Consider the following 22,451-nt stretch of genomic DNA (forward strand, 5'->3'; position numbering starts at 1 on the left):
ATTAATAATTAGTATAACTCTTTTCAGTACTTTACATATTTAAAATAAATAGTATAGATTTTAGGAATGGTGGTGAGTACAATAGAACTGAGTAAGCGGCAACAACAAATTGTACAAATTGTAAAAGACAATGGGCCTATCACTGGTGAGGCTATTGCAGATCGTTTAAATTTGACTAGGGCTACTCTTCGTCCGGACCTCGCTATTTTAACTATGGCAGGATATCTGGAAGCCAGGCCTCGTGTCGGCTATTTCTATACGGGCAAAACAGGGCAGCAATTACTTGCGGATAGAATAAACAAAATTAAAGTGATGGATTACCAATCTATCCCTGTTGTGATAAATGAGAGTATATCTGTCTATGATGCAATTGTTACTATGTTTTTAGAAGATGTCGGTACATTGTTTGTAGTGGATAAATCCTCACTTCTTGTTGGCGTTTTATCTCGAAAAGACTTACTGCGGGCAAGTCTTGGAAATCAAGATTTAAAATCTGTCCCTGTTACTATTATTATGACAAGAATGCCAAATATTACGATGTGTGAAAAAGATGATCTTTTAATTGACGTGGCACATAAATTGATTGAAAAACAAATTGATGCATTACCAATTGTTAAGCAATCGGAACGGGGTATCGAGGTAATTGGCAGAATTACTAAGACAAATATGACAAAAGCGTTGGTAGGACTTGCTGGTGATGAAATCCTTTAATGAGCATTTGATCTTTTAAGTTAGGAGATGGAGAATTAAAATGAGTAATCGGGTTGTATATGTAGTATCAGATTCAGTTGGGGAAACAGCTGAATTAGTTGTTAAAGCGGCAGTTAGCCAATTTAACGGCTCACATACAGAAATTAAACGAATTCCTTATGTAGAAGATACAGCTACATTAGCAGAGGTTGTAGCACTTGCCAAACTGAATAATGCAATAATTGCATTCACACTTGTAGTTCCAGAACTACGAGATTTTCTTGTGATGGAAGCTGCACGTGAAGGGGTAATTGTAAACGATATAATAGGTCCACTAATCGAAAAAATGTCTGGCCTTTATGAAAGTAACCCAAGATTTGAGGCTGGTCTTGTACGAAAACTCGACGAGGATTATTTCAAAAAAATCGAGGCTATAGAATTTGCTGTTAAGTATGATGACGGTCGTGACCCAAGAGGGATTTTGCGTGCAGATATCGTCTTAATCGGTGTTTCAAGAACATCTAAAACACCATTATCTCAGTATCTTGCACATAAGCGCTATAAAGTGGCAAACGTGCCAATTGTACCAGAAGTTGATCCACCCGAAGAACTCTTCAAAGTATCACCCAACAAGTGCTTTGGACTAAAAATTAGCCCTGAGAAGCTAAACCATATTAGACGTGAAAGATTAAAGTCATTAGGTTTAGATGATCAAGCGATCTATGCAAATATTAATCGTATTAAAGAAGAACTGGACCATTTTGAGTCTCTTGTGAATAAAATCAATTGTGATGTAGTGGATGTATCAAATAAAGCGGTTGAAGAAACGGCAAATATTATTTTAAATAAAATAAGTAATCGTAAAACAAAATAATCTTAAGACTACCTATACAGTAAAAAACATATCTCTAAAAAGATATGTTTTTTTATGGCGCTTGAAAGAATTTTGTATTATAATAAAAAATTGTGATAAAAATACATATTTTTAGGTTTAGAGTTCGATTGGATAGAATAAACTATATATTGAAGGTTGTCAAGGATAAATTATGGAATAGGTGAATTAATTTTCGACATTTTTTTCTTGATTCAGTGGTTCGCCTTCGAAAAATGATAGAATATTTACCCATAATTGCTCACCTAAAGATGGCCCAATCACAGATTTTTGAACTTATTTTTAATCTTTTCCCTTGAAAAGAAGGATTCTTCGGAGTGATGTAGAATAGAGAAATATGACGAAAAAAAGAATAAAATATTTGTGGATGCTGATGCATGTCCAGTTAAAGAAGAAATACTTAGCATAGCAGGTACATATAATATCAATGTTGTATTTGTAGCGTCATATGCCCATGTTATGTCGACCCCGATGGGTGGGAAATGGGTGTACGTGGATGCTGAGAAAGAGGCAGCAGATCTCTATATTATGAATCATGCAATAAAAAAAGACATCGTCATTACCCAGGATACTGGCTTAGCGAGTATTTTAGTAAATAGAGGTGTAAATGTTATATCACCTCGTGGCAAAGAGTTTAAGGAAGAGGATATGGAACAGATCCTCCATTTTCGCTTTTTATCTGCAAAAGAAAGACGTAGTGGTTCATATTCAAAAGGACCAAAACCCTTTACTGACGAAGACAGACAACATTTTACTAAAATTTTTAAAAAAAGTTTGTCGAATCTTGCAGGATTTAAACTCTAAACATCGAATAATTTAGTACTTGGGGATGTTATACATGGGATATCGAATACCCGAAGAAACAATCGAAAAAATTCGTATTTCTGTTGACATTGTTGATGTTGTTAGTGAATATGTTCAATTGAAGAAGCAAGGAAGAAATTATTTTGGCTTATGCCCATTTCACGGTGAAAATACCCCTTCATTCTCTGTATCTCCCGATAAACAAATCTTTCATTGTTTTGGGTGTGGAGCAGGTGGAAATGTATTTTCTTTTTTAATGGACCTAGAAGGGTACTCCTTTTCGGAAGCGGCAATAAACCTTGCTAATAAAGTGAACATAGATTTGTCAGATTATGAACAGCCAACTGCTGTTTCTGATAAAAACAATGAAGCATCAAAAATGCAAGAAGCACACGAATTATTAAAGAAATTCTATCATCACCTATTACTTAATACAAAAGAGGGTCAACCAGCGCTAGACTATTTAACCAATAGGGGCTTTACAAGAGAAATCATCGATAAGTTTGAAATTGGCTATGCCCTTGACTCGTGGGACTTTGCCACGAAATTTCTCCAGAAAAGAGGTTTTAGGCCTGAGTTGATGGAAAGGGCCGGACTGCTTGTGAAAAAGGAGGATACCGGTACATTCTTTGATAGATTTCGAAACCGCATAATGTTCCCGATATGGGACCACCAAGGTAAAACCATAGCATTTTCTGGCAGGGTGCTTGATAAGGGGCAGGAACCAAAATATTTAAACAGTCCCGAAACGATTATTTTTAATAAAAGCAAGACCCTTTATAATTTTCATCAAGCTAGACTTGCTATTCGAAAACAACAGCAAGTGGTTCTATTTGAAGGATTTGCAGATGTCATTGCAGCTGATACAGCTGATGTTCCTAATTCAATAGGTACGATGGGCACATCCTTGACGGATGAACATGTGAAAATAATTAGACGGAATGTGGAATCTGTTGTTATCTGTTATGACTCTGACAACGCGGGGGTAGATGCGGCTTTACGAGCTTCAATTATGCTGGGTGAAGCGGGTTGTTATGTTAGAGTAGCTACAATGCCAAATGGTATGGACCCTGATGACTACATTAGAAAATATGGCGCAGAGAAGTTTAAAAATGATGTAATAGGGGCAAGTCTTACATTAATGGCATTTAAAATGCAGTACTTAAGAAAAGGAAAAAATCTTCAGGATGAAGGAGATCGCATCCGTTATATAGAAGATGTTATTAAAGAAATTTCCTCATTAGAAAAGGCTGTAGAAAGAGACCATTACTTGCGCCAATTATCCAGTGAATTTTCTATTTCACTGGATGCATTAAAAACGCAACAGCTTCAGTATTATAAATCTGAACGGAAAAAAAGGGATAATTTCTCTTCGAATAGAAATAATACGAAAGCGAAACCTGCCGTATCAAAACATTTACTAAAAGCCTATCATAATGCAGAACGATATTTAATTGCTTATATGTTACGTAGTCGGGATATTGCTGAAAAAATACAGGATCAGCTTCAAGCCGAATTTAATATCGAAGAGCATCGAGCGATTGTAACGTACTTATATGCATTTTATGAAGAAGGATTTGAACCAGATATCAGTACACTACTAACAAGGGTTCATGATGAGAGTTTAAAAAGGATTGTCACTGATATTGCAATGATGTCAATTGAAGAGGAAGTATCGGATTCTGTTTTATCGGATTATGTGAAACAGGTGTTGAATCACAAAAAAATGTCAATGATAAAAGAAAAAGAATCTGAGCAACTCGAGGCTGAACGAAGTAAGGATTATTTAAAGGCTGCTACAATTGCAAATGAAATCATTCAAATGAAAAAAGCATTAATTTAACAAATAGGTTTTCTAACCTCTATGTCTTACAAGTTTGGAAGGAGGGGAACAAATGGCTGAAAAGTCTAAAGAAGTCGATACAGAATTAACATTAGAGCAAGTTAAAGAAAAATTAACAGCACTAGGAAAAAAGCGCGGTGTATTGACATATGAAGAAATCGCAGAGCGTATGTCTGGTTTTGAAGTTGAATCAGACCACCTTGATGAATACTATGAGTTCCTTGGAGAGCAGGGTATTGAATTATTAGGTGATAGCGGGGATCATGATGTTGATGATGACAATGAAGATGATCCAAATATTCAAGAATTATCCAAGGAAGAAGAATTTGATCTTAATGATCTCAGTGTTCCTCCAGGAGTAAAGATAAATGACCCGGTGCGTATGTACCTAAAAGAAATTGGCCGTGTTGATTTACTATCAGCTGATGATGAAATTCAACTTGCTGAACGTATTGAACAAGGTGATGAAGAGGCTAAACGTAGACTTGCTGAAGCCAATTTACGACTTGTAGTAAGTATTGCAAAGCGTTACGTTGGTCGCGGTATGTTGTTCCTAGATTTAATCCAAGAAGGTAATATGGGACTTATTAAAGCTGTTGAGAAATTTGATTATCGCAAAGGATTCAAATTTAGTACGTATGCAACATGGTGGATACGTCAAGCCATCACACGTGCGATTGCAGACCAAGCTAGAACTATCCGTATTCCGGTTCATATGGTAGAAACAATTAATAAATTAATCCGTGTACAACGTCAGTTACTCCAGGACCTTGGGCGCGAACCAACGCCTGAAGAAATTGCAGAAGATATGGATTTAACACCAGAAAAGGTAAGGGAAATCTTAAAGATTGCACAAGAACCTGTATCATTAGAAACACCAATTGGTGAAGAAGATGACTCACATCTTGGAGACTTTATTGAGGACCAAGACGCAACTTCTCCATCAGAACATGCTGCATACGAGCTATTAAAAGAACAACTGGAAGATGTTCTGGATACCCTAACCGATCGAGAAGAAAATGTATTACGTCTTCGCTTTGGATTGGATGATGGACGTACTCGTACTCTCGAAGAGGTTGGTAAAGTGTTTGGTGTTACTCGTGAGCGTATTCGACAAATAGAAGCAAAAGCTCTACGAAAGCTTCGTCACCCAAGTCGAAGTAAGAGATTAAAGGATTTCTTAGAATAAACATTTTCATTTACATTCCGTAGTTTACTTCATACAATTGAAGTAAACTATTTTTTTTGTTCTAGCCCATCCGATGTGGGTCATGAAGACATTGCCACTTAATCGTGGAGTTTTTAGATTTAGATATCAATTAAACAAGGTGAGCGCTTTCATGAATCAAGATAGAAAAAAGATTATTATCAATGAAATTCTATATTGGCGTAAAAATAAATTACTGCCAGAAGCATATTGTAATTTCCTACTCTCGTTATATACAGAGGGTGAAGGAATTGAATCAACAAAAGAAAATCAGAAAACACCATTTGTTTTGATTATCGTAATTGGTTCACTTTTACCAGTTTTATTACTTGTCACTTATTTTACTGAAATATCGACTAATTTGCAAATGGTATTAAACTTTATTTTTTTAATTATCTGCATTTTAGGCCTAATTACTCAAAGAACAAATTCACTTTTCGTTCATATTGGCTCCATTATTCTCGCTCTATTTATCTTGCTTTTAACAGCGAATGTAAGTGAACTCATTTTTAAAGGACAGGCACTATATTTAATCGGTATGATCTTTTTGAATTGTATCGGCTGGATTTTTGTTGGGGTTATTTTAAAGATGCGGTATTTTTTGATTGCAGGTATTCTGGTTAGTATAATTTCAGTCGTCACTTTATTGAATATTTAAATTATTTGAAAATTCGTCAACTCCCGATATAATAGATATGAAAACGTATACAACGGGAGGGGTATTATGAATTTCGATTTAACGACCGAGCAAAAATTGATTCAAAGAACAATTAGAGAGTTTTCCGAAGCAGAAGTTGCACCAGGTGCTGAACAACGGGATAAAGATAAACGTTTCCCAAAAGAAGTTTTTCAAAAGCTTGGTGAATTAGGGATGATGGGTTTGCCGTTTCCTGAAGAATATGGTGGAGCAGACTCTGATACAATTAGCTTTGCAATCGTGGTCGAAGAACTAAGCCGTGCCTGTGGGTCTACCGGAATTACATACTCGGCACATATCTCACTTGGTGGTGCACCCCTTCATTTATTTGGAACAAAAGAGCAAAAACAAAAATACTTAACCCCTATTTGCACAGGAGAGTCCTTGGGAGCATTTGGATTAACAGAACCCAATGCTGGATCAGATGCAGGTGGAACCCAAACAGAAGCCCTTCTTGAAAATAATCAATTTGTCATTAATGGAAATAAATGCTTTATCACAAATGCAAGTTTTGCAAAGCATTTAGCCCTCACAGCGATAACGGGCCGTCACGGGACTAAAAAAGAAATAAGCGCAATTATAGTCCCAACTGATGCAGAAGGCTTTAAGGTTATTGATAATTACGAGAAAATGGGACTGAATGCTTCAAACACGACGGAATTAGTTTTAGAGGATGTACATGTACCTGAAGAGAACCTGCTTGGAAAGCGAGGAGAAGGCTTCAGACAGTTTCTAATTACGCTGGATGGGGGAAGAATCGGTATTGGAGCAATGGCAGTTGGAATTGCACAAGCAGCCTATGAGAAGGCCCTAAATTATGCAAAAGAACGTAAACAATTTGGTAAGTCCCTTTCAAGCTTCCAAGCTATTCAATTTAAATTAGCAGATATGGCAATGAAGATTGAACTAGCACGGAATATGGTGTATAAAGCTGCTTGGTTGAAGGATCAAGGAAAAAATTTCTCAAAAGAAGCTTCAATGGCGAAGCTTTATGCCTCTGAAATTTGTATGGAGGTGACAAATCAAGCCGTCCAGATACATGGTGGTTATGGCTATATGAAGGAATATCATGTTGAAAGATATATGCGAGATGCAAAGCTTCTTGAAATCGGAGAGGGGACATCTGAAATTCAACGAATGGTCATCGCACGTTCAATTGGATGCTAAAATGAATATGTCTGATATAGCTCCTTACCAATTGGTAAGGAGTTTTATTATTTATTATGACAAATTTGTGACATTTTTGTGTAAAAAAATTTTACAATATTATGTTAAATAAGTTCTTGTACAAATAGGTCTTTTACTTCTATCATTTTTCAAGTAAAATAGAGAGTGTTTGTATAGAATAATAATTATATCTATTTTTGATGTACATAAGGTAAGGGAGGTCAGAATAATGAAAAAGAATCCATTAATACCATTTGCCCTGATTGCAGTTTTCGGTATTGGACTTATGTTCCTATTAGGCTTTGTTGGACTAGGTAACATGGATGAAATGGCAAACCAAGGTGAAGAGGCTCCAGAAACAGCAGCTGCTTCCCCAGAAGAAGTTGTCCAAGGTACATGTGCAGCATGCCATGGCCAAGATTTATCAGGTCAAGGTAATGCACCTGCATTAAAAGGTATTGATCTTTCCGTAGAAGAGATTCAGGATGTAATCACGAATGGTAGAGGTGCGATGCCGGCTGGTTTAGTTAAAGACCCTGCACAAGTACAAGAAATCGCAAATTGGTTAGTTGAACAAAAATAAATAATAAAAAAACCCTTTGCATAAATGTAAAGGGTTTTTTACTGCCATTCCCAGTAAGATGGAAGTTTCTACTGACATCTTGTATAATAAAAACTAAAAAATATTGTGTTAAAAAGGAGGATGAAAAGGACCGCGTCGACAAAAACGCCACATCCTGTGGCATTGTCGACACTAGCACATCCTGTGCGTCGAAAGTTCAAGGCGGCGCAGTTTTGAGTAGCGGATAGTATGTAGTGAATACTTGAGCAGACGATTTTGCACGCCGGAAAAGTGGGTTTCTTTTCCAAGGAACGGAAAAACAAGCCAACGAGCTTCCACAGGATGTGGTGACTTCGACGTTCGACACAGGACGTGTCGGTTTTTAGTCGAAGTTCCTCTATCGATGTGTCATTTTCACCGGACTTTTTAACTATCCTAAAAAAATGTGGTGCTATTATGAATGAAGAGAGATTATCGAAGCGGCTTGAAACGGTCGCATCATACATACCAAAAGGGGCAATTTTAGCAGACATCGGATCTGACCACGCATATCTTCCATGCTATGCATACTTAAATGGGTTCATCTCTGGGGGAATTGCTGGTGAGGTTGCAGAGGGGCCATTACAATCTGCAAAAAAACAAATCTCCAAAAGTAAGCTTGATTCCAAAATTGAAGCTCGTAAAGGGGATGGACTTGAAGTCATTCAACCAAATGAAGTTACATGTATAACCATAGCAGGTATGGGTGGCTCGCTTATTCGCTCCATTCTGGAAAATGGTAAAAACAAACTGCCAGGTGTAAAAAGACTTATCCTACAACCGAATATTGGCGCATCAGCAATTAGAGAATGGCTTATTGAAAACGACTGGGAGCTAATCGCCGAAGAAATCCTAGAGGAAGACAAAAAAATCTATGAAGTTTTAGTTGCTGAAAAAGGAAACCCCCTTAAGCCTTATCAGCATAAGGAACAAGAACTTTTACTAGGACCTTTCTTACTAAAAGAAAAAAATTCAGTTTTCGAAAAAAAATGGGCTCATGAACTCAAACATTGGGAAAAGATTTTATCACAGCTTGAGACAGCAGGTGAAACACCCGATAATCGGACACGAAAAGAAGAGCTTAAGCAAAAAATAAAAATAGTAAAGGAGGCATTACAATGAGCAAAATACCTAATGGTTTTGAAGTGATACAAGTATTTGAGCAATTTTCTCCAAAGCACTTAGCCGTCGAAGGTGATCGAGAAAGAATCGGCCTTCAAGTTGGGACATTAAACAAGCCGGTAAAAAAAATCATGGTTGTACTTGATGTGTTAGAAAACGTCGTCGATGAAGCCATTTCAAATGATGTTGATTTGATTATTGCGCATCATCCTCCTATTTTTCGACCCTTAAAAACAGTTCAAACAGATACATCATCTGGAAGAATCATTGAAAAATGTATTTTACATAATATAGCGATTTATGCAGCACATACAAATTTAGACGTGGCTGTCGGTGGCGTTAATGACATGCTTGCGGATGCATTGGGTTTAACGAATGTTGAATTGCTTGCGCCGACCTACGAGGAAAAATTAAAAAAACTAGCTGTTTATGTCCCTCGGGAGTCTGCTGATAAAGTACGAGCTGCTTTAGGCTCGGCTGGTGCAGGTTATATCGGAAATTACAGTCATTGTACGTATAATACCCCTGGTACAGGCACATTCTTACCACACCAAGGGACAAACCCACATATTGGCGAAGTCGGTAAATTAGAAGTTGTAGAGGAAATCAAAATTGAGACAGTTTTCCCAAGTGGCCTTCAAAAGAAGGTGGTCACTGCTATGCTTAACGCGCATCCATACGAGGAGGTTGCTTTCGATATTTATCCCCTTGAAAATGAAGGTAATGTGCTTGGACTTGGACGTGTTGGCAATCTTGAACAGGAAATGACACTTGAACAATTCGCCTTGCATGTTAAAAATAAATTAGAGGTAGATGGACTTCGGGTTGTTGGTTCTCTTTCAGATAAAGTGAAGAAGGTTGCGGTGCTTGGAGGAGACGGAAATAAGTATGTTTCACATGCTAAAAGAGCTGGTGCAGACGTGTATGTAACAGGAGATATGTACTACCATGTTGCTCACGATGCGATGATGATGGGACTTAATATCGTTGATCCTGGCCACAATGTTGAAAAGGTCATGAAAACAGGGGTAGCTAATATCTTAACAGAGCGTTTTAAAGAAAGGAAATTCGAGGTTACTGTGATAACCTCAGAACTTAATACAGACCCATTTCGATATCTATGAAAAAAGGTACTCCAATTTTACTGGAGTACCTTTTACTTTAATTAAGATCGCTTTTGAACGTTTATTTTTTAGCTGCTTTTACCTTTGGTAACACTTTATGGAGTGGAACTTTTCGAGATCGTTCCCATGTTTCCTCATTTTCAGGATCGAATTGCTCTAAAAAGGTAATGACCTCTTTTGTAATCGGCGTTGGGGTGGAAGCACCAGCTGTTACGGCTACTTTTTCAACACCTTTAAGCCATTCAAGTTGTATATCACTTACGTCTGCAACACGATATGCTTTTGTTCCTGCAATTTCTTCGGAAACTTGTGCAAGTCGGTTTGAATTATTGCTTTTCGGATCTCCAACTACGATCGTTAAGTCGGCCACGGTTGCTTGTTGGGCAACAGCTTCTTGTCGGACCTGTGTAGCTAAACAAATTTCATTGTGGACTTCAGCATGTGGGAACTTTTCCTTAACTTTATCCATTACATGAAGAACGTCCCACTGACTCATTGTTGTTTGGTTGGTCACAACAAGCTTTTCATGATTTAGTTCAAGTTTTTCAACATCTTCAACCGTTTCAACAAGATGAACGAAACTAGGTGCTACACCTAATGCGCCTTCAGGCTCTGGGTGGTTCTTTTTACCAATATAAATGATATGATAGTCTTCAGCTGTTTTTTCCTTAATTAAATCATGTGTTCTAGTTACATCAGGGCAAGTTGCATCAAGTGTAAAAAGACCACGTTCTTTTGCTAAATTTTTCACCTCAGGTGAAACGCCATGTGCTGTGAAAATAACGGTACCCTCTTTAACCTGATTTAGTATATCTAAACGGTTTGCTCCATCAAGCGTAATAATTCCTTCTTCTTCAAAGGCATCAGTTACATGCTTATTATGAACAATCATTCCTAGTATATATATAGGTCTTGGTAATGTTTTATCTAAAGCTGCATTTTTCGCAATTACCATCGCATCTACTACACCATAGCAGTATCCACGTGGAGCAATTTTGATTACTTCCATGCTCTTCTCCTCCTCAGTCAATAAATCGGATAGCTCATACCTATTGGTACTCTCGTAATCTCGTATTTATTATATCTGAGTATGAAGGATAATACAAAGTCTTTTAAATGTAAAGCTTTGGAACAGATTTACCGGTACCGCTTGCTTTTGAATTTTCTTCTTCATTTTCAACTCCTTCACTATTTGATGTCACATCCGATAGTGAAATAGTCTCATTATCTTCTTCTTCTTCTTGTTCATTCCCTGCATTTTTAATAGCACTATACATCCTAACCATTGCTGGGATGTTTTTCATTAATGGTCCATATTGTTGAACCATTGGAACTACAGATTCAGCCATTTTTAACGTTTTTTGTACATTTCCCATTATCGCACTAAGGTTTGAGGGATTTGCTAAACCTTGAAGGGTGCCAGGGTTCATTCCTTGTGAAGGATTAAAGAAACCCGGCATACCACCCATTCCTTGCATTGGGTTTGACTTTCCCATTCCAGGGATTAACTTTTTCAAAAGGCCACTTAATCCGGATCTTCCTTGTCCTTGCATGCCCTGCATTCCCTGCATACCACCGAACATTCCTGGTGGTCGAACCCCATATTGCTGTGGAAACATGGATGGCGGTCTCATCGGTCTCATTGCTCTCATTGGTCTCATTTGATTCATTGGTTGTCGTGGATAAAACATTTGCTTCTCCTCCTTTCAAATTACCTAAGTTAAGTAGAAGAATGAATCGGGTGATAATACCTTATTTTTAGGATATGCGGTGGGTGAATTAAATGTTTTCCCAATTGCTTCAAATGGGCGCAATTGGTATTTTGACAAGCTTTCCTATATAATAAATTGTTAGGTTATGAGAAAACATATAATTAAACCCAAACCTTGCAAAACAAATTCATATTTATATAAAATGAGGGATCGTAATGACAGTAAAAGATTTTGAACGTTTTCAATTTCAGCCATTTATACTTGAAGCATTAAAAGAGATAAAATTTACAAAGCCAACCGAAATTCAAGAACGGTTAATACCGAGCATTCAGCGGGGCGAAAGTGCGATTGGGCAATCACAAACTGGTACAGGTAAAACCCATGCATATATACTGCCAATTATAAATAATATTGATTCAGCAAGACAGGAGGTACAGGCCGTTATAACTGCGCCTACTCGTGAGCTTGCAACTCAAATCCATCATGAAATTGGAAAAATCATTAAATTTAGTGGAGAAAATCCCGTCACAGCAAAATTGTTTGTAGGTGGGACGGATAAAGCGAGGGCCATTGAAAAACTGAAAACACAACCACATATTGTGGTAGGAACTCCTGGAAGGATTCACGATTTAATTAAAGAACAAGCTCTTCAAGTTTACACAGCGAATCAAATTGTAGTCGATGAGGCTGATCTAATGCTTGATATGGGCTTCATCGAAGATGTCGACCAAATTGCAGCGAGGATGGCCGAAGACCTACAAATTTTAGTGTTTTCAGCAACCATTCCTGAAAAATTAAAGCCATTTCTAAAAAAGTATATGGAAAACCCTAGATACACTCATGTTGCACCTGAACAAGCTACCGCAGCCAAGGTAGAACATATACTTGTTCCTTTACGACATCGGAATAAGCTAAACCTTTTGCAATCTATGTTAGAGGTTTATAATCCATATTTAGCCATTATTTTTACCAATACGAAAAAGTTGGCAGACGAAGTAGCGGATGGGTTACTTACAAAAGGGATGAAGGTAGGAAGACTCCACGGAGACCTTCCTCCAAGAGAACGTAAAAAGGTCATGAAGCAAATTAACTCATTAGAGTTTCAATATGTAGTGGCAACGGATTTAGCAGCAAGAGGAATTGACATTGAAGGTGTGAGCCATGTCATCAATTATGAGCTACCTAGCGATCTTGATTTTTACATTCATAGGGTGGGTAGAACGGCAAGGGCAGGCTACTCAGGAATCGCAGCAACTATTTATGAGCCAGGGGATGAAGATGCAATTATAAGGCTTGAAAAAATGGGCGTTACTTTTATAAATAGGGACCTTGAAAACGGTGAATGGGTCAACATTGGTGAAAGAAACAAACGAAAGGCTCGCAAAAAACAAGTTGATGAAATTGATAAACTTGCACAAAGTCAAGTGAAGAAGCCTAAGAAAGTGAAACCAGGCTATAAGAAAAAGATGAATCAAGAGATGGAAAAAATTAAAAAGCGCCAAAAACGCTTAAAGAGAAAATAAACATGAATTATGATAATATACATTTATGAAATAGTTGGGAGATAGGAGAGGTATACCATGCTAAAACTTGGCTCACATGTTTCGATGAGTGGAAAAAAAATGCTTCTTGCAGCGAGTGAAGAAGCAGTATCATATGGTGCAAATACATTTATGATTTATACAGGGGCACCACAAAATACAAGACGTAAAAAAATAGAGGATTTAAATATAGAAGCAGGACATGCTCATATGAAGGAAAATGGGATTGATGACATTGTTGTACATGCTCCGTATATCATAAATATCGGTAATACTTCAAACCCCGCAACGTATGAACTAGGTGTCAACTTTTTACGTTCTGAAATTGAGAGAACAGAGGCGCTCGGTGCAAATCAAATTGTTCTTCATCCTGGTGCACATGTAGGGGCAGGCGCAGAAGCAGGAATAAAGCAGATAATTGCAGGTTTAAATGAGGTTCTGACAAAGGACCACAAAGTACAGATAGCATTAGAAACAATGGCTGGTAAAGGCACTGAATGTGGAAGATCGTTCGAGGAAATTGCCCAAATTATTGATGGAGTTACTCACAATGAAAAGTTATCTGTCTGCTTTGACACTTGTCATACTCATGATGCAGGCTATGATATTGTGAATGATTTTGATGGAGTCTTAGTACAATTCGATAAACTAGTGGGTCTAGATCGAATCAAAGTCCTTCATATCAATGATAGCAAAAACGATAAAGGGGCGAGAAAAGACCGTCACGAAAATATTGGGTTTGGTAAAATTGGGTTTAATGCAATCAATTACATTGTTCATCATCCATCCCTAGAAAATGTCCCTAAAATCCTTGAAACACCATATGTAGGTGAGGACAAAAACAATAAAAAGGCTCCATATAAGTACGAAATTGAAATGATTCGATCAAAATCATTTGATGAAGGCTTACTCGAGAAAATAACCAATCAGTAAAAAAGCTGTCGATAGACAGCTTTTTTTAACTTGTAAATTTGATAAACAATTGATTGAGTTTTCTTGCGACCTCAGGACTTGTAACACGGGCAATTTCTCTTAATAATTGATTTTTTTCTTCTGGATTAAAGATATTAATATTCTTGTTTTTTCGAATTAATTTTAATACATTTGTTGCTTGTTCTTTGGATACATATATATCATATTGTTTCCCGTATTTCATTAAGTCATCAGGTGTTAACGTCTTTAATTTTTGGTTAATGATTTGTTGATAAATGTTCATTGTTATCATCTTCACCTTCCTCTCGTTAGTCTATTTCATAACGAAAAGGTGTGTGCATAAATCTTTTTTGATAATCAATTTCTTTACTTTATAAAATTCATCCTGTATACTTCTTAAAGTATAAATCGTAATGATTCTTAATAAGAACAAAAATTAACGATAGATAAGGTGATAACTTGACACATCCAAATTCGGTATTAAAGATAAAGGATCTTTCTTTTCGATATGAGGAACAAACCGTTTTAGAAAACATTAACCTAGTTGTCCCTCAAGGATCTTTCTTAGCTATTGTCGGTCCTAATGGATCTGGTAAAACCACGCTTTTAAAAAGCATTCTCGGATTAGTTAAACTTCAAAAGGGGTCAATTGAATTATTTGGCACACCAATTTCGAAATTTAAAGATTGGCCAAAAATAGGTTTTGTTTCTCAAAAAGCAAATAGTTTTAACTCAGGATTTCCGGCTACGGTATTTGAGGTTGTATCAAGCGGCCTAACCGCAAAGCTTGGATTATTTCATTTTTTCAAACAAGAACACAAGAAAAAAGTCACGGACGCACTTCAAGCAGTTGGAATGGAAAAGTTTCTATATCGGAACATTGGAGAGCTTTCTGGAGGGCAACAACAGCGCGTTTTTATTGCAAGGTCGCTTGTCAGTGAACCAGATCTTCTTATCCTTGATGAACCGACTGTTGGGGTGGATGCCCAAACGGTTCAAACTTTTTACAATATGCTTGAAGACATAAATAAAAACAAGGGAATTACATTGATATTAGTTACCCATGATGTAGGGACAGTATCGGAAAAAGTGTCACATGTTGCATGTTTGAATAAGCATCTTCATTTCCATGGAAGTGCTGATGAGTTTGAACATGTTCAAGATCAGGACTTATCCCAATTTTATGGACATTCGCTTCAAGTAATTACTCATGAACATAACCATGGAAGGTGAAACGATGCTTTCAGATATTTTTCAATATGAATTTTTACAAAATGCATTCTTTAGTGGTTTGCTAATTGGATTTATAGCACCGTTACTCGGTGTTTTTATAGTGGTAAGACGACTGTCACTTATTGCGGATGCCTTAAGCCATGTGACCTTAGCAGGGATTGCTGCGAGTCTTTTACTTGAAAAGAAACTCGGGTTAGCAGGGCCAATCAATCCCATCTACATGGGAATGACATTCTCAGTCGTTGGTTCTCTATTTATTGAACGTTTAAGAACGGTGTATAAGCATTATCAGGAACTTGCAATCCCCATTATTTTATCAAGTGGAATTGGTTTAGGTGTTATTTTTATTTCACTCGCGGACGGCTTTAATACAGATTTATTCAATTATTTGTTCGGTAGTGTAAGCGCGATTAGCCGGTCAGATTTATGGACCATTCTTGCAATTTCTGTGCTTGTTATTATTATTGTTACTTTTCTATACAAGGAATTATTTTTATTATCATTTGATGAAGAGCATGCCGCTGTTTCAGGGATTAATGCAAAAACAATTCATTTTATCTTTATTGTTACCGTAGCATTAGTTATTGCTGCATCAATGAGGATTGTTGGAATTTTATTAGTGTCATCTTTAATGACATTGCCTGTTGCTGCAGCCATTCGAATTGCAAAAGGCTTTAAACAAACGATTATCCTCTCGGTTGTATTTGGAGAGTTAGCCGTCATTATTGGATTAGTGCTTTCATATTATCTGGATTTAGCTCCAGGGGGAACCATCGTTGTACTTGCAATTATTATTCTTTTAGGCGCAATTAGTTGGAAAAAAAGGCGGAAAGGAAGATCAGCATGAATGTTTCTGAAGCGATGCAGTTAATGAAGGAAAAAGGGTTTAAACATACAGGAAAAAGACAGGAAATGCTTGAACTCTTTTCCGTATCTGATAAGTATTTAACAGCTAAGGATGTTTTGGACGATTTAAAGGAAAACTATCCTGGATTAAGTTTTGATACAATTTATAGAAATCTTTCATTATTTGTAGAGCTAGGTATATTGGAAATGACGGAGCTTTCAGGTGAGAAGCATTTTCGATTTACATGTGGTGGAAATCACCATCATCATCATTTTATTTGCTTAGAATGTGGTAAAACCAAGGAAATAGAATCATGTCCTATGGATAAAATGAACGATAATTTAGCTGGATATGATATAACCGGTCACAAATTCGAAATTTATGGTTCATGTCCAGAATGTAGAATTTAACGCTTTTTAGACTAATCTGCATTGGTATTAGAGTCAATGATTAACAATTATATTTCTCGCTCCTTTAACTCATACTAAAAATGCTCCTTACCGATAAGGAAAGCGAGGGATAAGCATGGCGGAAGAAGATACAAACGTAAGAAAGATTCGAGATGATGATTTTGAATACGTTGATCCAAACTTAGGTGCAAATGCTGACTCAAGCTACGATGAGGAAACGGCAGCAGAAGTTGCCGCTCCAATTAATTATGGGACGACAAGACGTGAAGCGAACTATGAAGAAAACAATACGGATGATAGGGTAGCGGGTGGTGCTGGTTTAGGCTGGCTAGCTCTAGCTTTATCAATCATTTCCTTGTTTGTAATGCCTGTACTATTAGGAGCAGCAGGTATTATCATTGGATTTATCGCACGTCGTCGTGGTGCAACTGGTTTAGGAGCATGGGCAATTGGAATTGGTGCTGTTTCGATTATCGTTGGCATCTTTATCCTCCCATTTTTTTAACAACTTGATTATGTGAAATAAAAATAAGCCCGACATATTGTCGGGCTTGTTTTTTATTTTTGTGTCCAGTCTCAGCGCCTAGCCCCTCGAGGTCACAAGTCAATCCATCATGAAGGTTAAAGAACAACCTTCTTGCTGGCTCGTCTTGTGCTTGTCGGTGCTGAGCAAGGCGCCGAAACTTTTCTATTGCTCAGCTGCTTGTTTAGCATAATATTCTTCAGCAAGCTTATCGATTTCTTTTTTCAATTCTTCTACCATAGTTTCTTCCGGTACTTTTCGTACAGTTTTACCGTGGCGGAACAGTAGGCCTTCTCCTCTTGCTCCTGCAATGCCGATATCGGCCTCACGTGCTTCACCAGGACCGTTAACTGCGCATCCTAATACAGAAACCTTAATTGGTGCTTTAATCGTTGAGATGTACTCCTCAACCTCGTTAGCTATTTTAATTAGATCAATTTCAATACGTCCACAGGTCGGGCAAGATATTAATGTTGCTGCATTAGCTGCCAAACCAAAAGATTTTAGCAATTCGCGGGCAACTTTAACTTCTTCTACAGGGTCAGCACTTAATGAAACTCGTAATGTATTTCCGATTCCCTTACTTAAGATGGCACCTAAACCTGCAGCACTTTTGACTGTTCCTGAGAATAATGTTCCTGATTCGGTAATTCCTAAGTGAAGTGGGTAATCAAAAGCTTTTGCAGCTTTTTCATAAGCCTCAATGGCAAGCTCTACGGTTGATGCTTTCATTGATACAATGATGTCATGAAAATCAAGATCTTCTAAGATTTTAATATGGTGTAATGCACTTTCAACCATACCATCTGCTGTTGGGTATCCATATTTATCAAGGATACGCTTCTCTAATGACCCAGCGTTTACACCGATTCGAATCGGAATTCCTTTTTCTTTTGCAGCTTTTACAACAGCTTCAACTTTTTCTTTGCGACCGATATTTCCAGGATTAATCCGAATTTTATCGGCTCCTCCCTCAATCGCTTTTAAGGCTAATTTATAATCAAAGTGTATATCAACTACAAGAGGAATTGAAATTCTCTTTTTGATTTCAGATATTGCATTTGCTGCTCGCTCATCAGGACATGCTACACGAACGATTTGACAGCCTGCTTCTTCAAGCCTTTTTATTTCAGCAACCGTTGCTTCTACATCATGTGTTTTAGTTGTGGTCATACTTTGAATAATTACTTCATTATTACCACCAATCGTTAAATTACCTACCTTTACAGGACGTGTTTTTGTACGATGGATGATTTCACTCACAAATATCGCTCCTTTAAAAAGCATTTGAATAACTTATATAAGAGTAATCCTTTATTTGAAAAATATCTAGTCTAAAGAATCATTTACTTGCCTATTTTACAGTTGAAATAAAAAATTGACAAGAAAATACCCTTATTCACCCTTATATAATGGAAATTTGTAGGTTTTCCCAATTTGTAGAAGCTCTGCTTTGCTTTCTGGATTTAGTCCTTCAAAATCTTTGATTACAGTTTCGATAGATGATATTTGCCTATCCTCATTTACCCTCTCGACGATGGAAAGTAATGTGTCACCTGCTTTTACTTTAACTTCTATAAATGGATCGTTTGATGTCTGAGCAATGACTTCGGTTGTCTCTATCTTTTCTTCTTTTGCTGTTGCTGTTGGTAGCGTCCCAATTCTTATGTCGTAATAAATAATATATACAATAAATACGATTGCTAGGAATGCAAATAAACGTTTCATATCAAAACCTCCGCTAGGTCTACTTAATACAGAATATGCTTCGCTGACTACTATATTCCAAAAAATAATAGAGTTAGAAGAGAAATTTAATAGGAAAAGTATAGGAATACATAAATCTGCATATCAAGTGAAAAATAGATTTACAAGAGAAGTGAAAAATAGCCTAATGTTACAGTATTGTAAATTTACTTAATAATCCTTTACTTTAAAAATTGACTACGGTACTATTTTTATGGCTTTACTACAAAATTCGATTATTTTTTTAGGAGTTGGCATTGTGGAATTAGACGTACAAAGTATGATATTTCAGTTTATAGGCGGCCTTGGTATTTTCTTATTTGGTATCAAGTACATGGGGGATGGACTGCAGAAATCCGCTGGTGATAAACTCAGAGATATTTTAGATAAGTTTACTACCAATCCATTCATGGGAGTTCTCGCTGGTATTTTTGTAACATGTTTAATCCAAAGTAGTTCGGGAACAACAGTTATTGTGGTAGGACTTGTAAGTGCCGGTTTTATGACATTAAGACAGGCAATTGGTGTAATAATGGGAGCTAATATCGGTACAACGATTACTGCATTTATCATTGGTATAAAAATTTCTGATTACGCACTCCCGATTATCGCGTTAGGTGCAATACTATTGTTTTTCTTCAAAAATAAAAGAATACACAATTTTGGACAAATCGTGTTTGGGTTTGGTGCACTGTTCTTAGGTTTAGAATTAATGGGAGATGGAATGAAGCCTCTTAGATCCCTTGAAACCTTTCATGATTTAACGGTTAATATGAGTTCTAGTCCAATACTAGGAGTTGTCATTGGTACCGTATTTACGGTTATTGTACAAAGTTCAAGTGCAACGATTGGGATTTTACAGGGATTATTTGGAGAAGGCCTTTTAGATCTTAAAGCAGCTATCCCTGTACTGTTTGGTGATAATATTGGAACGACAATTACAGCTGTTTTGGCTTCTATCGGGGCATCAGTTGCTGCGAAACGAGCTGCATTGACACATGTAATTTTTAATATTATTGGAACCATTATTTTTCTGATTTTGCTTGCGCCTTTCACAAAATTTATTGGCTATTTACAAACTACGTTAAATTTAAATCCAGAAATGACCATAGCGTTTGCACATGGTAGCTTCAATGTGACAAATACTATTATTCAATTTCCATTTATTGCTGTTTTAGCATTTATTGTTACAAAGTTAATTCCGGGCGAGGATTCGCTGATGGAATACAAGCCAAAACATCTTGACCCTGTTTTTATTGAACAATCTCCTGCAATTGCATTAGGGCAAGCAAGAGAAGAGGTTGTTCGAATGGGTGAATTTGCGGTTAAGGGCCTGGAAGAATCAAATACCTATTTAAATGAGAAATCACAAAAATATTCAGATACAGCTATGCAAATTGAGGACGCAATAAATAATTTAGATAAAAAAATTACTGATTATTTAATCAAAGTTTCATCGAGATCACTCTCAGCACAGGAATCAGCCTTACACTCTGTTCTTGTTAATACGATTCGTGATATCGAAAGAATCGGTGACCATTTTGAGAATGTGGTGGAGTTAGTTGACTATCAGATTTCGAATAAAGTGAAGTTAACAGAAGATGCAATGGAAGATTTAAATGAAATGTTTAAATTAACAATATATACAGTGAATGAAGCCGTTCAAAGTCTTCAAAAGAATGATCGTACATTGGCGATTGATGTGGTAAAACAAGAAGAAAAGATTGATACAATGGAGCGTTCATTGCGTAAAAAGCATATACTGCGTTTAAATGAAGGTAAATGTTCAGGACAAGCTGGTATCGTATTTGTTGACATTATTAGTAATCTTGAGCGTATCGGCGACCATGCGGTTAATATTGCGGAAGCAGTTCTAGGTGAAAGACAACTTTAATATTCTTACATTAAATACAAGGCGTACAATGCCTTGTATTTTTTTAAAGGAGGATGAAAAAATATGGTACTTCTTATGTGGATAATTATTATATTATTGTTTGTAATTGCATTTGTCGGGCTTGTCTATCCGATTATTCCGAGTGTGCTTTTCATTGCGGGTGGCTTTTTAGTTTATGGCTTCTTTCAGGGATTTGCTTCTTTTTCGATTTGGTTCTGGGTGGTTGAAGCATTATTTTTTCTTCTATTATTAGGTGCTGATTATGCAACTAATTTAGTTGGGGTAAAAAAATATGGTGGAAGTAAGGCGGCTGTTTGGGGAAGTACAATTGGACTTCTCGTTGGCCCATTTATAATTCCTATCTTTGGGATTATTATTGGTCCATTCCTTGGTGCATTTTTAGCAGAACTGCTAGTGCATAAAAAGAATGTAAAAGATGCACTTAAAAGCGGTGTAGGGTCACTTATTGGGTTTCTTAGTGGGGTTCTGGCAAAAGGAATCATTCAAGCTATTATGATAATCTATTTTTTAATTGTTGTATTATGATGAATAATCCTTCTATATCAAGGGAACTTTAAATCTGGTACTATTGTTTACCCATGAAAAATTATGAATTAATAGTGCTTTTCATTTGAAAGGTTATACTTATTTTGGTAATCTTACAAGTGAGGACTAATGAAGACGAAATCGTTTTCAAGGTTCAATTTTTACATACATATTTAAGGAGGAATAAACAATGGCATACGAATTACCGCAATTACCTTATGCTTATGATGCTTTAGAACCACACATTGACAAAGAAACAATGAATATTCACCACACTAAGCACCATAATACTTACATTACAAACGTAAACAATGCAATCGCTGGTAAGGCTGATCTTGAAGGCAAATCAGTAGAAGAATTAGTTTCTAATCTTGACGCTGTTCCTGAAGATATTCGTACAGCAGTAAGAAACAATGGTGGTGGACATGCAAACCATAGCCTGTTCTGGACTATTCTTTCTCCAAATGGTGGCGGAGAGCCAACTGGCGAATTAGCAGAAGCAATCAATAGCAAATTTGGTGGCTTTGAAGCATTCAAAGATCAGTTTACTAAAGCAGCTACAACTCGTTTTGGTTCTGGTTGGGCTTGGTTAGTTGTTAACAATGGTGAGCTTGAAGTTACAAGCACTCCAAACCAAGATTCTCCATTAATGGAAGGTAAAACTCCAATTCTTGGTCTTGATGTTTGGGAGCATGCATACTACCTAAACTATCAAAACCGTCGTCCTGATTATATTTCTGCATTTTTTAATGTAGTTAATTGGGAAGAAGTAGCAAACCGTTACAATTCTGCAAAGTAATTTAGAGTAGAGCTAGTGGATCCGTCCACTGGCTTTTTATTTTTTCAAAGCTAAGGAACCTCCTGCATTTCTTTGTATATCTCCTTTTTTTTATCACACAATAATGATGTAGATAAAAAA

At 36.8% G+C, this 22,451-nt stretch carries 24 protein-coding genes; 19 read left to right on the forward strand and 5 right to left on the reverse strand.

The window, feature by feature from the left end; genetic code table 11:
• The first annotated feature begins 66 nt into the window (after positions 1 to 66).
• From ccpN to NST91_RS08935, 10 genes are all read left to right on the forward strand, one after another.
• Entirely contained in the window at positions 67 to 711 is a 645-nt protein-coding gene (gene ccpN / locus NST91_RS08890; RefSeq protein ID WP_341330840.1) for a transcriptional regulator CcpN, read from the forward strand.
• A gap of 40 nt (positions 712 to 751) precedes the next feature.
• Positions 752 to 1,564 (forward strand): pyruvate, water dikinase regulatory protein, encoded by an 813-nt coding sequence (locus NST91_RS08895; RefSeq protein WP_341330841.1) that lies wholly within the window; start codon positions 752 to 754, stop codon positions 1,562 to 1,564.
• 381 nt (positions 1,565 to 1,945) lie between these two features.
• Positions 1,946 to 2,386: a YaiI/YqxD family protein gene (locus NST91_RS08900; RefSeq protein WP_099352237.1), complete on the forward strand. Its 441-nt coding sequence runs from the start codon at positions 1,946 to 1,948 to the stop codon at positions 2,384 to 2,386.
• Between the two features lie 34 nt (positions 2,387 to 2,420).
• Complete coding sequence (gene dnaG, locus NST91_RS08905) at positions 2,421 to 4,229, forward strand: DNA primase (RefSeq protein ID WP_341330842.1); 1,809 nt, start codon at positions 2,421 to 2,423, stop codon at positions 4,227 to 4,229.
• A 52-nt stretch (positions 4,230 to 4,281) separates the two neighbouring features.
• Positions 4,282 to 5,418 (forward strand): RNA polymerase sigma factor RpoD, encoded by a 1,137-nt coding sequence (gene rpoD / locus NST91_RS08910; protein WP_121447233.1) that lies wholly within the window; start codon positions 4,282 to 4,284, stop codon positions 5,416 to 5,418.
• Between the two features lie 151 nt (positions 5,419 to 5,569).
• Positions 5,570 to 6,094 (forward strand): hypothetical protein, encoded by a 525-nt coding sequence (locus NST91_RS08915; RefSeq protein ID WP_341330843.1) that lies wholly within the window; start codon positions 5,570 to 5,572, stop codon positions 6,092 to 6,094.
• A gap of 66 nt (positions 6,095 to 6,160) precedes the next feature.
• The gene (locus tag NST91_RS08920; RefSeq protein WP_341330844.1) at positions 6,161 to 7,300 is read left to right on the forward strand and encodes an acyl-CoA dehydrogenase family protein; all 1,140 of its coding nucleotides are present in this window, start codon (positions 6,161 to 6,163) and stop codon (positions 7,298 to 7,300) included.
• Positions 7,301 to 7,529: 229 nt separating this feature from the next.
• Positions 7,530 to 7,883: a cytochrome c550 gene (gene cccA / locus NST91_RS08925; RefSeq protein ID WP_341330845.1), complete on the forward strand. Its 354-nt coding sequence runs from the start codon at positions 7,530 to 7,532 to the stop codon at positions 7,881 to 7,883.
• Between the two features lie 435 nt (positions 7,884 to 8,318).
• On the forward strand, positions 8,319 to 9,023 hold the full coding sequence (locus NST91_RS08930) for a tRNA (adenine(22)-N(1))-methyltransferase (RefSeq protein WP_341330846.1): 705 nt from the start codon (positions 8,319 to 8,321) through the stop codon (positions 9,021 to 9,023).
• Positions 9,020 to 10,147 (forward strand): Nif3-like dinuclear metal center hexameric protein, encoded by a 1,128-nt coding sequence (locus tag NST91_RS08935; protein WP_341330847.1) that lies wholly within the window; start codon positions 9,020 to 9,022, stop codon positions 10,145 to 10,147. Before NST91_RS08930 ends, NST91_RS08935 begins: the two co-directional genes overlap by 4 nt.
• 61 nt (positions 10,148 to 10,208) lie before the next feature.
• On the opposite strand, the gene NST91_RS08940 is transcribed toward NST91_RS08935, so the two are convergent.
• Positions 10,209 to 11,156 (reverse strand): 4-hydroxy-3-methylbut-2-enyl diphosphate reductase, encoded by a 948-nt coding sequence (locus NST91_RS08940; protein WP_341330848.1) that lies wholly within the window; start codon positions 11,154 to 11,156, stop codon positions 10,209 to 10,211.
• Between the two features lie 103 nt (positions 11,157 to 11,259).
• Complete coding sequence (vrrA, locus tag NST91_RS08945) at positions 11,260 to 11,838, reverse strand: VrrA/YqfQ family protein (protein WP_341330849.1); 579 nt, start codon at positions 11,836 to 11,838, stop codon at positions 11,260 to 11,262.
• Between the two features lie 236 nt (positions 11,839 to 12,074).
• Between vrrA and NST91_RS08950 the strand changes: the two genes are divergently transcribed.
• Together NST91_RS08950 and NST91_RS08955 are read left to right on the forward strand one after the other, a co-directional pair.
• Positions 12,075 to 13,382 (forward strand): DEAD/DEAH box helicase, encoded by a 1,308-nt coding sequence (locus NST91_RS08950; protein WP_341330850.1) that lies wholly within the window; start codon positions 12,075 to 12,077, stop codon positions 13,380 to 13,382.
• 57 nt (positions 13,383 to 13,439) lie between these two features.
• A complete protein-coding gene (locus tag NST91_RS08955) occupies positions 13,440 to 14,333 on the forward strand; it encodes a deoxyribonuclease IV (protein ID WP_341330851.1) in 894 nt (297 codons plus the stop codon).
• A gap of 25 nt (positions 14,334 to 14,358) precedes the next feature.
• On the opposite strand, the gene NST91_RS08960 is transcribed toward NST91_RS08955, so the two are convergent.
• A complete protein-coding gene (locus NST91_RS08960) occupies positions 14,359 to 14,625 on the reverse strand; it encodes a DUF2624 domain-containing protein (protein WP_246006428.1) in 267 nt (88 codons plus the stop codon).
• A 167-nt stretch (positions 14,626 to 14,792) separates the two neighbouring features.
• Here NST91_RS08960 and NST91_RS08965 point away from each other — a divergent pair, with 167 nt between their 5' ends.
• The 4 genes from NST91_RS08965 (at position 14,793) to NST91_RS08980 (ending at position 17,328) form a co-directional block, all read left to right on the forward strand.
• Entirely contained in the window at positions 14,793 to 15,566 is a 774-nt protein-coding gene (locus NST91_RS08965) for a metal ABC transporter ATP-binding protein (RefSeq protein WP_341330852.1), read from the forward strand.
• Positions 15,567 to 15,570: 4 nt separating this feature from the next.
• Positions 15,571 to 16,413, forward strand: coding sequence for a metal ABC transporter permease (locus NST91_RS08970; RefSeq protein ID WP_341330853.1), 843 nt, complete (start codon positions 15,571 to 15,573; stop codon positions 16,411 to 16,413).
• The gene (gene zur / locus NST91_RS08975) at positions 16,410 to 16,823 is read left to right on the forward strand and encodes a zinc uptake transcriptional repressor Zur (protein WP_341330854.1); all 414 of its coding nucleotides are present in this window, start codon (positions 16,410 to 16,412) and stop codon (positions 16,821 to 16,823) included. The genes NST91_RS08970 and zur overlap by 4 nt, the downstream gene beginning before the upstream one ends.
• A gap of 115 nt (positions 16,824 to 16,938) precedes the next feature.
• On the forward strand, positions 16,939 to 17,328 hold the full coding sequence (locus NST91_RS08980; RefSeq protein ID WP_341330855.1) for a DUF4190 domain-containing protein: 390 nt from the start codon (positions 16,939 to 16,941) through the stop codon (positions 17,326 to 17,328).
• Between the two features lie 183 nt (positions 17,329 to 17,511).
• Here NST91_RS08980 and ispG read toward each other — a convergent pair whose 3' ends face one another.
• Together ispG and yqfZ are read right to left on the reverse strand one after the other, a co-directional pair.
• Entirely contained in the window at positions 17,512 to 18,615 is a 1,104-nt protein-coding gene (gene ispG / locus NST91_RS08985) for a flavodoxin-dependent (E)-4-hydroxy-3-methylbut-2-enyl-diphosphate synthase (protein WP_121447314.1), read from the reverse strand.
• 126 nt (positions 18,616 to 18,741) lie between these two features.
• Entirely contained in the window at positions 18,742 to 19,074 is a 333-nt protein-coding gene (gene yqfZ, locus NST91_RS08990) for a protein YqfZ (protein ID WP_341330856.1), read from the reverse strand.
• Positions 19,075 to 19,351: 277 nt separating this feature from the next.
• Between yqfZ and NST91_RS08995 the strand changes: the two genes are divergently transcribed.
• The 3 genes from NST91_RS08995 to sodA all read left to right on the forward strand — a co-directional run bounded on the left by NST91_RS08995 (position 19,352) and on the right by sodA (position 22,331).
• Positions 19,352 to 20,986 (forward strand): Na/Pi cotransporter family protein, encoded by a 1,635-nt coding sequence (locus tag NST91_RS08995; protein ID WP_341330857.1) that lies wholly within the window; start codon positions 19,352 to 19,354, stop codon positions 20,984 to 20,986.
• Positions 20,987 to 21,049: 63 nt separating this feature from the next.
• Positions 21,050 to 21,532 (forward strand): DUF456 domain-containing protein, encoded by a 483-nt coding sequence (locus NST91_RS09000; protein WP_341330858.1) that lies wholly within the window; start codon positions 21,050 to 21,052, stop codon positions 21,530 to 21,532.
• Between the two features lie 190 nt (positions 21,533 to 21,722).
• Entirely contained in the window at positions 21,723 to 22,331 is a 609-nt protein-coding gene (gene sodA / locus NST91_RS09005; protein WP_341330859.1) for a superoxide dismutase SodA, read from the forward strand.
• The last annotated feature ends 120 nt before the right edge of the window (positions 22,332 to 22,451 follow it).

Origin of the sequence: Ferdinandcohnia sp. FSL W7-1320 (assembly GCF_038050315.1) — a bacterium.
GTDB lineage: Bacteria > Bacillota > Bacilli > Bacillales > Bacillaceae_L > Ferdinandcohnia > Ferdinandcohnia aciditolerans.

Excerpts from the sequence above, each read along its gene's own strand:
- NST91_RS08955 (WP_341330851.1), top strand. The coding sequence starts at position 13,440 with ATGCTAAAACTTGGCTCACATGTTTCGATGAGTGGAAAAAAAATGCTT.
- NST91_RS08950 (WP_341330850.1), top strand. The coding sequence starts at position 12,075 with ATGACAGTAAAAGATTTTGAACGTTTTCAATTTCAGCCATTTATACTT.
- NST91_RS08940 (WP_341330848.1), bottom strand. The coding sequence starts at position 11,156 with ATGGAAGTAATCAAAATTGCTCCACGTGGATACTGCTATGGTGTAGTA.
- yqfZ (WP_341330856.1), bottom strand. The coding sequence starts at position 19,074 with ATGAAACGTTTATTTGCATTCCTAGCAATCGTATTTATTGTATATATT.
- NST91_RS08960 (WP_246006428.1), bottom strand. The coding sequence starts at position 14,625 with ATGATAACAATGAACATTTATCAACAAATCATTAACCAAAAATTAAAG.
- NST91_RS08935 (WP_341330847.1), top strand. The coding sequence starts at position 9,020 with ATGAGCAAAATACCTAATGGTTTTGAAGTGATACAAGTATTTGAGCAA.
- NST91_RS08980 (WP_341330855.1), top strand. The coding sequence starts at position 16,939 with ATGGCGGAAGAAGATACAAACGTAAGAAAGATTCGAGATGATGATTTT.
- NST91_RS08920 (WP_341330844.1), top strand. The coding sequence starts at position 6,161 with ATGAATTTCGATTTAACGACCGAGCAAAAATTGATTCAAAGAACAATT.
- NST91_RS08915 (WP_341330843.1), top strand. The coding sequence starts at position 5,570 with ATGAATCAAGATAGAAAAAAGATTATTATCAATGAAATTCTATATTGG.
- NST91_RS09000 (WP_341330858.1), top strand. The coding sequence starts at position 21,050 with ATGGTACTTCTTATGTGGATAATTATTATATTATTGTTTGTAATTGCA.
- zur (WP_341330854.1), top strand. The coding sequence starts at position 16,410 with ATGAATGTTTCTGAAGCGATGCAGTTAATGAAGGAAAAAGGGTTTAAA.
- sodA (WP_341330859.1), top strand. The coding sequence starts at position 21,723 with ATGGCATACGAATTACCGCAATTACCTTATGCTTATGATGCTTTAGAA.
- rpoD (WP_121447233.1), top strand. The coding sequence starts at position 4,282 with ATGGCTGAAAAGTCTAAAGAAGTCGATACAGAATTAACATTAGAGCAA.
- NST91_RS08970 (WP_341330853.1), top strand. The coding sequence starts at position 15,571 with ATGCTTTCAGATATTTTTCAATATGAATTTTTACAAAATGCATTCTTT.
- dnaG (WP_341330842.1), top strand. The coding sequence starts at position 2,421 with ATGGGATATCGAATACCCGAAGAAACAATCGAAAAAATTCGTATTTCT.
- ccpN (WP_341330840.1), top strand. The coding sequence starts at position 67 with ATGGTGGTGAGTACAATAGAACTGAGTAAGCGGCAACAACAAATTGTA.
- NST91_RS08895 (WP_341330841.1), top strand. The coding sequence starts at position 752 with ATGAGTAATCGGGTTGTATATGTAGTATCAGATTCAGTTGGGGAAACA.
- cccA (WP_341330845.1), top strand. The coding sequence starts at position 7,530 with ATGAAAAAGAATCCATTAATACCATTTGCCCTGATTGCAGTTTTCGGT.
- vrrA (WP_341330849.1), bottom strand. The coding sequence starts at position 11,838 with ATGTTTTATCCACGACAACCAATGAATCAAATGAGACCAATGAGAGCA.
- NST91_RS08930 (WP_341330846.1), top strand. The coding sequence starts at position 8,319 with ATGAATGAAGAGAGATTATCGAAGCGGCTTGAAACGGTCGCATCATAC.